This is a genomic window from Clostridium sp. BSD9I1, assembly GCF_900185645.1.
GTDB lineage: Bacteria > Bacillota > Clostridia > Clostridiales > Clostridiaceae > Clostridium_AK.
Genome location: NZ_FYAM01000006.1, coordinates 129,495 through 142,584, shown reverse-complemented (window position 1 = coordinate 142,584; position 13,090 = coordinate 129,495). Strand labels below are relative to the sequence as shown.

At 32.0% G+C, this 13,090-nt stretch carries 8 protein-coding genes; all 8 read right to left on the bottom strand.

Annotated features, from left to right (window positions below; translation table 11 throughout):
- Positions 1-47 precede the first annotated feature (47 nt).
- On the bottom strand, positions 48-1,352 hold the full coding sequence (locus BSD9I1_RS03620; RefSeq protein ID WP_186429178.1) for an ABC transporter substrate-binding protein: 1,305 nt from the start codon (positions 1,350-1,352) through the stop codon (positions 48-50).
- Positions 1,353-1,405: 53 nt separating this feature from the next.
- Positions 1,406-2,380, bottom strand: a complete 975-nt coding sequence (locus BSD9I1_RS03615; RefSeq protein WP_186429177.1) for an SIS domain-containing protein — start codon at positions 2,378-2,380, stop codon at positions 1,406-1,408.
- Between the two features lie 179 nt (positions 2,381-2,559).
- Positions 2,560-3,369 carry a histidinol-phosphatase HisJ family protein gene (locus BSD9I1_RS03610; RefSeq protein WP_035308080.1) on the bottom strand — a complete coding sequence of 270 codons (810 nt, stop codon included), beginning with the start codon at positions 3,367-3,369 and terminating at the stop codon, positions 2,560-2,562.
- 101 nt (positions 3,370-3,470) lie between these two features.
- Positions 3,471-3,683, bottom strand: coding sequence for a hypothetical protein (locus BSD9I1_RS03605; protein WP_035308082.1), 213 nt, complete (start codon positions 3,681-3,683; stop codon positions 3,471-3,473).
- 343 nt (positions 3,684-4,026) lie between these two features.
- The gene (gene addB, locus BSD9I1_RS03600) at positions 4,027-7,482 is read right to left on the bottom strand and encodes a helicase-exonuclease AddAB subunit AddB (RefSeq protein WP_186429176.1); all 3,456 of its coding nucleotides are present in this window, start codon (positions 7,480-7,482) and stop codon (positions 4,027-4,029) included.
- Between the two features lie 211 nt (positions 7,483-7,693).
- Positions 7,694-8,059, bottom strand: coding sequence for a hypothetical protein (locus BSD9I1_RS03595; protein ID WP_186429175.1), 366 nt, complete (start codon positions 8,057-8,059; stop codon positions 7,694-7,696).
- Positions 8,060-8,328: 269 nt separating this feature from the next.
- Positions 8,329-10,269 (bottom strand): FAD-dependent oxidoreductase, encoded by a 1,941-nt coding sequence (locus BSD9I1_RS03590; protein WP_186429174.1) that lies wholly within the window; start codon positions 10,267-10,269, stop codon positions 8,329-8,331.
- Between the two features lie 108 nt (positions 10,270-10,377).
- Entirely contained in the window at positions 10,378-12,738 is a 2,361-nt protein-coding gene (locus tag BSD9I1_RS03585) for an ATP-dependent DNA helicase (protein ID WP_186429173.1), read from the bottom strand.
- Positions 12,739-13,090: the final 352 nt, after the last annotated feature.

Below are 13,090 nucleotides of genomic sequence, written 5' to 3'. Positions count from 1 at the left end.
ACAAGAGGGGAAGCCCCCTCTTTTCAAATTTGTAATATTATTTTAGATTATTTTGCAGATTTACGTTCTTCGGCAGCTGCTTTTTGTACATCCTTCATTACATCCTGCGGAGTCTTTTGTCCTGCTGCTATAGATTGACCTCCACGCATATAAGCATCAGCTACACTGATTTTCACTGCATTGTCAAGCCATGGGGTAGTTTCAGAAGAATTCATAATTAAATCAACAGCTTCTAAAATTTCCTTTGATGCATTATCAGCTGAGACAGCGCCTTTTATTGCTGTAACCTGTCCATCTAGTTTTGTAAACTTGGTAGCATTTTCCTTGGAGATTATAAACTTTAAAAGTTTTTCAGCTGCTTCTGGATTTTTACTTACATTACTTAACATAAAGCCTTCTGGTGCTCCAGTAAGTGCTTCTGGACTTCCCTTTCCATCAGCAAATGTTGGGAAGTTAAAGAACCCAAATTTGATATCTCCGTTATCTTGAACTTTTTTAATTTCTGCAAGCTGCATGTACATAACAGGAACCTCACCACTTGCAAACATGTTACGTGCAGTTTCATGGTCGATTGCAGTTGCCGTTGTTCCCATATATTTTGTTAATGTTTTAAAGTGCTCTAAGACCTTTACATATGCTGGATCAGTAAATTCTCCAGTTTTTGCATTATAATCCTTCTTAAGAACTGCTGGCTCAAGCATACGCTGATTCATTGTTCCTAAGTAATGCGCTATAGTCCAAGGATCTGTCAATCCTTCAATAATTGGGGCTTTATATCCAAGAGTTTTTAGCTTTTCTAATAATGCTATAAGTTCATCAAATGTTTTAGGAACACTAAGTCCATTCTTTTCAAATACATCTTTATTATAGAAGAATGCTTTCCCATCAATTGTAAGAGGCATTCCATAAAGCTTACCGTCAAATGTAAATGCACCCTTTTGTGAATCCATAACTTGGCTAGCCCATTCTTTATCCTTTTCAACTATATCATTAAGTGGTTTTACTTTTCCTGAGGCTACAAGATTTTCAGCAAAGGAATCTGACCAGGATACAAATACATCTGGAACATTATCTGATGATACAAGTACACGAATTTTTTCTTTGTACGAGTCATTTAAAACTGCATCTGTCTCAACTTTAATATCTGGATTTTGTTTTTCAAATTCAGCAACCAATTCCTTAAAATATGAATTTCTAGGTTCGTTAGGCCATCTATGGAAAAACTTAATTACAGTTTTTCCATCAGATGATTTTGTTGGTTGGCCGGCAGTATCCTTAGCTCCACCACCACAGCCTACTAAAGACATCACCATTACAGAACTTAACGCTACCGCAAGAATACGCTTTAACATTTTTACCCCCCCAATTAATATCTTAATATATATTTAATTAATATATCCTATTATCAATATTCCATTTTCCACATATATCTTCTAACAGATAACGGATGTCCTCTATGTTCTGCAATACGGTCTGCATATTGACGAAGAACAACTCCAACCACAAGTGGTGCAAAGTATCCACGAAGATCTTCATCAATTCCTTCCATATCAAATGTTTCAGCATCGATAAGAGTTATCTTATCACTATATTTCTTGCAAAATGCATGTGCACGTTCATCAAGCGGACGAGTTTCATCCAATCCTTTAATTATAATAAATGGCACATCATAGTCTGTAACTTCAAATGGTCCATGAAAATATTCTCCTGAATGAATTGCACTAGAATTTATCCACTGCATTTCCATAAGTAAGCAAATGGCAAAGGAATAAGCTACCCCATAACAACCACCACTTGCCATTGTATATATAAGCTCTTCACGTTTATATTTTCGTCCAAACTCATCTGCAGCTTCATAGGTGCTTGTCTTATTTAATTCAAATACTCCGTGTAAATTATTAATGGATTTTACTGCACGAGTATATTTTTCATTTGGATTAACAACGTTAAGCATACTAAATATAAGATTATATAACATTCCATTATTTAATTCTGATGCATTTGCTTCTGTTCCCCAATCATAATGTATTGTATATTCAGCGGCCTTCCAAAGTGGTGAATCTACAAGATGTGAGAATGCTATTGTTATCGCACCTTTCTCGCGTGCAAATTCAGCAGCTCTTACTGTTTCTGGTGTATTACCTGAATGTGAACAAAGAACCACAACTGAACCTTGTCCTAAACCTTTTGGTGAACGATGCACAAACTCATTTGATGAATAAACCGCAGATGGAATCTCTGTTTCCCTGTCCATTATATACTGTACAGGTTCAAATATTGCCTTTGACCCACCACAAGCTACAAAGTAAAAATTTTTAACACTAATGCCTTTAATTGCCTCAATTGCAGTTTCTAATTGTTTTACATGTTCTGGTTTCATAATCAATTCCCCCTTAAAATCTTTCCAACATCCCCATGTTGTTATATATTATATTATGTTGTTATATGTTGTTATATTCACTATATGATTATATTAACTTAAATTACATTAATTGTCAATATAATTTACTGATAATTCTATCATTTTTCTATAATCACTTTTCACTCTAAAATATGGCTTTACTCATAAATCTTTTTCCAATATGGCTTTCTATTATTAAATGTAGTTATATACTTAAATCCTACTTCTTCACAAAGTTTCAAAGCATCTATAATATTTTTACCTACATCATTTTTATTGTGTGAATCTGAACCAACAGTTATTATTTCCCCACCTAAACTTTTATATAATTTTATTACATCAAGACCTGGCATTGTTTCTTTAGGAGCTTGTCTTAGCCCTGATGTATTAATTTCAATCCCCTTTCCATTTTTAATAATTTTTTTTAGTATATCCACTAGAAAATCATAGTATTTTATTAGCGTTATTCTTTGTTTATAGTAATCTGTACTATATCTTTTTATTAAATCAAGATGACCTAAACAATCAAACTTTCCACATACCACCATTTGATCTAACTGCTGAAGATACTCTACACATAAGTTATCTAGTGTAATAGTTGTCAAATCTAATTTCCCAAGATCTATATTATTAATCATCTTATGAAGAGAACCTATAATATAATCATAGTTGAAAGAACCTATCAGTTCTTCTGATTCTTTTAAATTACGATATGGTTGTCCTAATTCTAATCCTGCCCTTATTTCAATTTTCCCCTTAAAATTTTCCCTAACCTCTAATATTTCATTTTTATATTTTCCCAAGTCGTAATATTTAGATGCCCAGTCTTTCCTGTGCATTTCGCAATGTTCCGTTATAGCTATTTCCTTTAATCCTTTGTTTATGGCACTTTCACAAACCTGCATAATTGAATCTTTACCATCAGGTGAAATACTTGTATGAATATGATAATCAATTAGATAATACATACTTTTTAATCATCCTTTCTCACTCTATAATAAATGCTTTTTTTTACAGTTTAATTTTTTTAATAAAAAATGCACCCCTTTTGAGGTGCAAAAGCCGCTTATTAAACCCAGTCATCAAAACCACTTCTTCTGCCTGTATAGAAGAATTCTGTATGCCTACACTTTGGACAAACATATACAGCAAAAACTAGGTGTTCTTCAATATCAAATAAAGCACCTAGAATTCCCCTTTTATCATCTTGAGAGTCAAATCTATAATCCTTTAAGTACTCCATTTCTTCTTTACATCTTAAGCACTCATAATTCCTTGCCATTTTAACTCACCATCCTCTAATACTCTATACCAAATTATACCACAAAACTTAGCGATTAGCGACTAATGGAATAAGACGACATTTTTAATGTGAACTTCCTTCCTTTTAGTTAGTAGCTCTGAATGACCTTTTTAATGCTCAAAAGTATAGAATTTTCATCGTAGAAGGCATTGAATGAGCCTTAGAACCGCTTTATTTATAAATTTAAAATACCGTTAAGAGCTGCCTACTGTCTGAGCGACAGCGAGTTTAGGTGGCTTAGGGATTTTAAATTTATAAATATTAGCCGTTATTGGCGAAATGAATCGCCTTCTTAAATGAAAATCTTATACGCCCCTGAGCATTAAAATGTCGTAATATCTTTTTTAATCATTTCCCACACTTCATCAGTACTTTTTTCTTGTATGTTTTTATATGAATTTCCATCTAGTGATGAATCAAATTGACAAATTGGAGAATACTCACAAAAGCCACAAGGGGTTGACTCCTTCTTCTTATAAGGTTTTATTGAAATATTTCCTTCAAGCATCTCTTCACATAGATTTACTATTGTCTTTTTCACATAGGCTCTTAATATATCAAATTCTTCTTTCGTAGCAAGAGACCCCATTACATTTTTATAAAATTCACCCTTACTACTTAAAGCCACAGGTAAGATATCTGAGTATTTATCAATTTGTCTATCCATAGCCTTGATTATATCTACATCTTCAAGTAAGAGTCCATTCATCTTTAGTCTTGAAAGTATTTTCTTTTCTATCTCTTCATAAGTTTCCTTACCTGTTCCCTTTACTATAGGATCATCTATTTTAAAGTAAAGTACTCCTGCTGGCAGCGTATTGTTCTTTATTTTTTCTTCCAAATCAGTTAAAAGTGCATCTAAATATACTAAAAGTTGAAGCTGCAGACCATAATATACATCTATCAAGCTAAACTTTTTGTTTCCTGATTTATAATCTATTATTCTTATATATGTGCCTTCTTCTTCCTTCAATGTATCTAATCTATCAACTCTACCTATTAAATTTACTTTTTCTCCTGAATGAAGTTCTACAGAAATAGGCGGAAAATCTCCATTAAAATTAAATGAAAGCTCTGATCCTTGCGGCTTGAAATCTCCTCTTTTTATTTGCTCTCCAATTACTTCTAGAGTCCTTATAAGAATTTTTTTTATTCCTCGTGTCATGTGCTCATATCTAGGAGAACTATTAAAAATTGCCCCTGGAGTACTTTGTATTTTTTCATCTACCAAATTTCCAATTGCTGTTTCATATAAACTTTTATCTGCATTTTCCCAGGACAAATTTTTTTCCCCTAAGTATTTAGTGAAATTATCTAATATTTCATGCATAAAACTTCCTAGGTCTGGTGAGGTAAGCTTATATACCTTTCTATCCTTGGCATTAAGCCCATACTTTACAAAATATGCAAAAGGACAGGATGCATATTTTTCTAAGCGTGACACACTTATACTCATATTATGTCCATAAAGTTTTCTAACCTTTTGGGTATCTAGTATTTCTGCATCATTACTATAACTAAATCCCTGCAGTATAGTATTTAACTTTCTATTCCACTTATCCCTGTCTCTATACCACCTGTATACGTCAAGCCAGACCTTACTTAAATTTATTTCTTCACTACTTCCTCTAAGCTCTGATATAAGTTCGTTAAATGTAGCCTTGGGAGTGCTAATCATTTCTATATCCTCCTCTTCAGTATGCTTAGCTATTATATTGCTCTTTTCACAAAGTTGTGGAAATATCCTTTTCATTCTTGATATCACAATAGATGGTCTTAAACTCTTTCCTTCTAGACTTGCTATAGGATAGCTTAATCTTAAATATTTGCTCATAATAGTTAAGGTAATGTAAGTTAAAAATTGTTCTTCAAAAGCTAAACTCTTTGTATCCTTTGCAAGTTCCAAGCCATTTTCCCTTAAGCTCTCCCTTTCCAAATCTGTAAGTATTCCTTCATCTGCTATGGCTCCTGGGAAAACTCCATCATTCACTCCAACAATATAAAGCGCTTTTATATCATGGCTTCTAATCCTTTGAACACTACTTACAAGAATTTGGTCAATAGCTGGAGGAATTAATCCAAGCTCATATTCTTCAAAGCCACTTTTAAGAATTCTACCAAATACTTCACTATCTATCTTATCTTCATTTATGACTTCAGCAATTTGGTCCATTATATCCACAATAGCATCCCATATCTGCCTATACTCATTTACCTTATCTAGTAAGTTTTCTTCCTTAAACACTTGTATTAAAGCTTGAGTTTTTTCTTCAATATTGAGCTTCATTAAAAAGTCATATAAGGCATGACACATTTCTTTACCTGTTTTTTTACCCTTTATATTTTCATGAAATTCCATCAAAGGCTTAGCTATTTTAAATCTTAGTTCATTTATCTTGTTTAAGCTTTCCTGCTCTGCCTCGCTTATTTCATCCCCAGAAAAACTATATTTTATTCGATAACTCCAAGGTTCTTCTGTAGTCCACTTCTTTCCACGTATTCCATTTGCTAAAACATAGTTCTCTATAAGATCTATATCTTTTCTTGAAATATCAGTAAGTCCAGTTTTCAAGTATCTAAAAACAGCTTCGTAGCTCCATCTTTTAACTATAACTTCAATTGAGGATAATATTAAAACTATAAGCGGATTACTAACTATTTCTCTTTTTTTATCTATAAAATAAGGAATGGAATGCTCATCAAAAATTGCTCTTATTAAATTTTCATATCCATCTAAATCACCTGTAACTACAGCTATGTCCTTAAACCTATATCCCCTATCCCTTACTAATTTAAGTATATCCCTTGCAGTATCTTCTATTTCAGAATACTTGTTTAATGCTTTGAACATGCATATATCCTCTGTATCTCCTTTAAAAATCCTATAAGGATATGCAAATATATTTTGCTCCATATGGCTTAATTCTTTGCTTTCCTTAAATCTATAGCAAGGAGAACAATTTAATGCTATTGGTTTATCAAAGGATATATTATTTCTTTCAGCTATCTTTAAAATCTTATCTTCAGTGCTCTTTGTAGGATAAAAAAGATCTAAGTTATCTATTGCTCTTGTTTCATTTAAGCTATTTGTAGCTAAAGTAATATTTACTCTCTTAGCTTGGTTCATTATTTTTTCAAGTATATTATATTGCTGAGGTGTGTAGTCAAAAAACTCATCTATCCAAACCTCTGCATTATAAAACAGCTTTGATTTATCTAATCTTTCTAGAAGTAATGATAAGTCATCTTCTGAATCTATATATTTTTTATGTAGATTTTCTTCAAACTGAGAATATATAAGCGATATATCTTCCATCTTCCACTGCAAATTTTGATCCTGAATTGTATTATTAGCTCCATATAAAATTTGTGGACTTATATTATATCTCTTAAATTCAGTTATAAGTTCTGACATTGTACTAACAAAGCCCTCTCTTGTTGCAGCTTTATTAAAAATTTTAAGTCTATGTGCATGTTCTTGCATTATTTTATATATAAGCATACTTTTCCCTGATTCATTTATATGTTGATGAATTATTCCACCCACTTCGTTAAATACCACTTGAGCAAGTCTTTTAAAACTCAACACTCTTGCCCTTTCCATGGCATTTTCTCCTATATAGTGAATTAGGTTTTTTTCTGTTTGAAATGAAAACTGTTCTGGAACTAAAAGTATTAGAGGATGCTCTTCATCTTTTTTTAATTTCTTTTTTATATCTTCAAAACAATAATAGCTTTTGCCACTGCCTGATCTTCCGTATATAAACCTTAAACTCATTTTTATCACCCTTTGTTAATTTCATTATTAACTTGAATTTATAGTAATAATTTATTATATCATAGTTTTCAAAACTCAATTATTCCTTTACATATTTTAACCATAATCTTATTTATCCATAATTTTATGTTATGATCTATACACAGTACACTAAAAATAAAAAGCCGATCTAAAAGATCGACTTCTTAGCTTAACTTTAATTATTGTTCCCTTACTGCATTCCTTTGTTTTGTCTAGACTGTTCATTTAGTTTTTTAGCTTCTTCTATTGCAGAATCATAAGTGCTATTTGTAAAGTTTCCCATAGAATTGTTTGAAGAACTTCCCATTGCGCTGTTATTCATGCTAGACTGGGCATATCCCTGTTGCCCACTGTTCTGTCTTGACTGCTGATTTAGTTGCTTTGCTTCTTCTATTGCAGACTGAGAAGTACTATTAGAAAAGTTACTAGTTGTGCTACTTGTCATTCCACTATTTATACTATTGGTCATACTAGTTGCAGCATATCCTGGTTTACCCTTATTTTGTCTTGATTGTTCATTTAATCTTTTAGTTTCTTCAATAAAGTTATTATCCATTTTTATTTCCCCTTTCAAAATTCATATTTTGTACTTTATTTTTCAGTACAAAATATATTCTCTCCTCTAATCATTAATATATGATGAAACATTATGGGCCATATTGATTTCAATAACTTTAAAGTATAATTTAGGATGTAATTCCAAAACCTTAAGATTTCGCTTATTACTTTTTTAACATAATAAATTGTATTTTAAATAGCACAAAGGAAAGCCCCAAAAGGAACTTTCTACAAAAACATTAACCAATATATGTTAAATATTGAAAGTTATTTAAGAATATACGCCTTCTCAAATCCCTCTCTTACCGCATGAGCTATTTTTCTTGAAGATGCCGCATCGCCTATTAGATATACCTTATTAAAATTATTTTTCATTTTTTGATACAATTCATTATCTGATTTAACTCCTAGGGATATTACAACTTTATCTATATCTAATTCAACTTCTTTATCTTCTTTTAAACTTTGAAGCTTAATAGATTTTTCACCTATACTATTTAATTTATAATTTGTAAGTATTTCTACATTTGCTACAAATAAATGCTGCATTAAATCAATCTTATTAATAAGTCCAATCCCAGTACCTATTTCTGAAAGCATTTCTATAAGATAAACTGCATTCCCTTGATTTGCTATAAACTCAGCTATTTCACTTCCGGTCATTCCTCCGCCAATTACAGCTACAGCTTCTCCTTCAAAGGTAACCTTTCCACTTAATGCATCTTCTGAAGTATATACATTTTCTCTATCTATTCCTTCTATATTAGGCATGAAAGGCATTGCACCAGTTGCTACAATTACAGCATAAGGATTTTCAGCCTTTACATTTTCTAATTTTCCTTCTGTATTTAATCTTATCTCTACTCCTAAGTTTTCAAGCTCATTTCTTTGATAATCTATAAGCCAATGAAGTTTTTCCTTTCCCTCTGGCTTATAACCATATTTTATTTGCCCCCCAATTTCACTGTCCTTTTCAAATAAAACCACCTTAAAGTTTCTTTCTGCCAAAATTCTTGCAGCTTCAAGTCCTCCAGGTCCTCCACCAATTACAACAACTTTTCTCCCATCTCCTGATTTTTCTAGGTTTCCAAATTCCAATTCACGTCCTGCTCTAGCATTTATAGCACATTCCATGTGATGACCAGCAAAAGCACTATCCACACAATGAAGACAAGATATACACTTTCTTATATACTTTTCTCTTCCTTCCTGTGCCTTATTGCACCAATCAGGATCTGTAATATGACTTCTTCCTATGGCTACAAAATCAGCTTTACCTTCTTTTAATACACTTTCTGCAAACTCTGGCTCTCTTATAACCCCTACTGCTATAACAGGTATATTTACAGCCTTCTTTACTTCGTCTGCTAAATAAACTCTCCAACCTTGTTCATAGGTTATCGGCTCCATAACTGTTGGAAGGCTTTCATAATTACCACAGCTGGCATTTATAGCATCTACACCTATACTTTCCATGTACTTTGCTATTTTAAGTCCCTCTTCTTCAGTTATTCCTCCTTCCATAAACTCATCTATGCTAAGTCTTATAGTTACAGGATAGTTTTCTCCACAGGTCTTTTTTATTCCCTTAACAATTTCCTCTGCAAATCTCATTCTATTTTCAAAGCTTCCACCGTATTCATCAGTTCTTCTATTTGTAAATGGACTTAAAAATTGACATATTAAATATCCATGGGCGCCATGAAGCTCCACTCCATCAATACCTGCCATTTTGCATCTTAAGGCTCCTGATATAAATCTATTTATTAGGTCTTTAACTTCTTCGATATTTAAAGCTCTTGGAGTTTCTCCTGTAATGTGGCTTGCTACAGCACTTGGAGCAACTACTTGTTTTCCACCTGTAAGCATGGAATTCCCAACCCTACCTGCATGATGAAGCTGCATAAATACCTTTGTGTCATATTTATGTAAAGTATCTGCTAATCTTTGAAGCATTGGGATAAACTTATTGTCATCTACCCTTGGATGGCAGGAACCTGCCTTACCTAGTAAGTATTCCACAGAAGTAACCTCAGTTATTATAAGTCCTACTCCGCCTTTTGCTCTTTCTTCAAAATATGCAATTTGGTGGTCTGTTACTTCTCCATCTGCTGAAGCAAGCATAGTACCCATTGCAGGCATTATAACTCTATTCTTTAATTTAAGTTTACCTATGTTTCCTTCTTTAAATAAATATTCATACTTCATATTCAATTCCTCCCTAGTTAAATCAACACTGTAAGCTTAAAATCTCTATTTAATAAATACATCTTAATATTTACCCTATTAAATAAAAAAATATTTTTTAGTTTAACACTAATATCCATTATCCACATTTTCCCAGAACCCTTTAATTGTTTGTGCCAAGCTGTAATCCATTACTTTAGTATACGGAAACCATTCTTGCGGAAACAACCTTTGATAGTTTGAAGTTACAAATCTTTCATCAATTAAAAGTATAAGCCCTTTGTCTTCTTCTGAGCGAATAACTCTTCCTGCTGCTTGAAGCACTTTATTCATTCCTGGATAGGTATAAGAATAATCATATCCCTTACCGTTTTCCTCATTAAAATAATCCATTATTATATCTCGTTCAAAGCATATTTGAGGAAGTCCCACTCCAACTATAATTGCCCCAAGTAGCCTATCTCCTTTAAGATCTACGCCCTCTGAAAATATTCCACCAAGTACTGCAAATCCAACTAAAGTTTCACAGGTATCTTCCTTAAAATTAAGTAAAAAGGCTTCTCTATCTTCATCCTTCATATCTGTACTTTGAGCTATAGTATTTACTCTTAGATATCTTTCCTCAAATACCTCCTTTACATTTTGCATATAAGTATAGGAGGGGAAAAATACCATATAGTTTCCTATCTTTCCTGATATAAAAGTATTTATATAGTCTGCTATCTTTTCGTAGCTCTTTTCTCTAACTTTATATTTAGTAGATATATTTGAACTAACCATTATTGTCCTATTTCCCTTGTTAAAGGGAGATTCAAGCCTCATTTGATAATCCCCTTCACTTCCTCCTAATACTTCCTTAAAATAATCCATAGGAGTAAGTGTTGCAGAAAATAAAACACCTGCTCTCCCCATGCTTAAAGAATCCTTAAGTAAGGTTGATGGGTCCAAGCAAAATAGCTTTAGTTTTACATCCCCATCCTTTGACTTTTCCACATAAGTCACAAAACCTTTTCTATAATATTCACTTATCCTTAAGAAAGCCATAACCTCAAAGTATAAATCTAAAACCTCATCATAGCCTTCCCTATTTTCATTTTCTTTAAGCCATTCTTCACCCTCTTTTATAAAACTCCTTAAGTAAGGATATATTTCATCTGGCTCCTCATCTTGAAGATAATATCCGTTTTCATCACACTTTTCTCCAAGCTGTAATATTTCTCTATTTATACTGGCTAAAGCTTTATATATTTTACTGGTACCCTTTTTAATTAACTCCTTACCTTTATTAAACTTGCTTTTATATAACTCAGCAGAATACATCTCTCTCCCTCTATCCACTAAGTTATGAGCTTCATCTATTAAAAATACGTAATCTGTTTTTCCTGTATCAAAAAACCTTTTAAGATAAACTCTAGGGTCAAATACATAATTATAATCACATACAACGCAATCTGCCCACAGTGTTAAATCCAATGCAAATTCAAAGGGACACACTTTGTATTCTTCAGCATATTTGACTAAGGACTCTTTTGTAATTATATTTTCGTTTTTCAATACGTCCATTAGTGCTTGATTTATCCTGTTATAATGTCCCTTTGCATATTCACACTGCTCTGGATTACAGCTAGAATCCTTGCAAAAACAAAGCTTTTCCTTTGCAGTTATAAATACAACTTTAAGCTTAAGTCCCTGTTCTACCATTTTATTAAATGCTTCTAGTGCTACAGTGGAGGTTATAGTTTTAGCTGTTAAATAAAAAATCTTAGAGGTTAATCCTTCCCTCATAGCCTTAACCGTTGGGAAAATAGTAGACATGGTTTTACCTATACCTGTAGGTGCATTTATAAATATGTTCTTTCCATCTCTTATAGTTCCATAAACAGAAACTGCCATTTCTCTTTGTCCTTTTCTATAATTTTTAAAAGGAAAATTTACAGTTCCTATACTTTCATCTCTTTCATCAAGCCACTTTTTATTAAAGTCTGCCCACATAAAGTATTTATCTATAATTTCATAAAAAAACTCTTCAAGTTCTTCAATGGTATAAGTTTGAACTATTTCTTTTGTTTCTTCTGTATCAACACTTGCATAGGTTAATTGCACATTTATATATTGTAATTTCTGCTGCTTCGAATATATGTAGGCATAACATTTTGCCTGGGCAAAGTGCAAGGGGTTATATTCTTCATCTATATTCTCCAAGGGCATTGTAGTACTTTTTATTTCATCAATTGTAATTTCTCCATTTACATTTATTATTCCATCTGCTCTACCTTCTAGTGTCATTGTTATATCTTTATAATCAAAGGTGTATTTTAGAAATACTTCTGAGGAATATTCTTTACCCTTAGACCTTTGTATTCTTTGATGAATTTTAGTACCTTCTACTGCTCTTCCGCTTCCTGTGAATCCTGCATTCAAGTCACCAGAACGCAGTATAAATTCAACTAAATTTCTAACTGAAATCCTTATTTCTTTATTATTACTCATAAAATCAATCCTTCAAGTAGATATTTTCACTTGCTTTTTATAAATAATTATATCATATTCATATCGAAAACTTAGATGTTAATTAAATCATTAAATTAATTGAAAATATTGGGATTACAACTATAATTGATATATACTATTAGTATATATTTGTGCAATGTTATGCTAAAGGCAATAATAGGTGGTCGTATAGAATATACGTTAAACTTCTTGACCATTTTACTTATATATAGTAATTACAAAAGTTTATATGGCAGTGGCAAACTATATAGTTGAAAAATTAGGCCTTAGAAAACTTTTCATACACTTATTTTAAAAATTAAGAAGAAATAAGCCTTGATCCGGAAAAAAT

What these genes read in the sequence shown, in the direction of transcription:
- BSD9I1_RS03620 (WP_186429178.1), bottom strand. Translation starts at nt 1,352, where the DNA reads ATGTTAAAGCGTATTCTTGCGGTAGCGTTAAGTTCTGTAATGGTGATG.
- BSD9I1_RS03615 (WP_186429177.1), bottom strand. Translation starts at nt 2,380, where the DNA reads ATGAAACCAGAACATGTAAAACAATTAGAAACTGCAATTGAGGCAATT.
- BSD9I1_RS03610 (WP_035308080.1), bottom strand. Translation starts at nt 3,369, where the DNA reads ATGTATTATCTAATTGATTATCATATTCATACAAGTATTTCACCTGAT.
- BSD9I1_RS03605 (WP_035308082.1), bottom strand. Translation starts at nt 3,683, where the DNA reads ATGGCAAGGAATTATGAGTGCTTAAGATGTAAAGAAGAAATGGAGTAC.
- addB (WP_186429176.1), bottom strand. Translation starts at nt 7,482, where the DNA reads ATGAGTTTAAGGTTTATATACGGAAGATCAGGCAGTGGCAAAAGCTAT.
- BSD9I1_RS03595 (WP_186429175.1), bottom strand. Translation starts at nt 8,059, where the DNA reads ATGGATAATAACTTTATTGAAGAAACTAAAAGATTAAATGAACAATCA.
- BSD9I1_RS03590 (WP_186429174.1), bottom strand. Translation starts at nt 10,269, where the DNA reads ATGAAGTATGAATATTTATTTAAAGAAGGAAACATAGGTAAACTTAAA.
- BSD9I1_RS03585 (WP_186429173.1), bottom strand. Translation starts at nt 12,738, where the DNA reads ATGAGTAATAATAAAGAAATAAGGATTTCAGTTAGAAATTTAGTTGAA.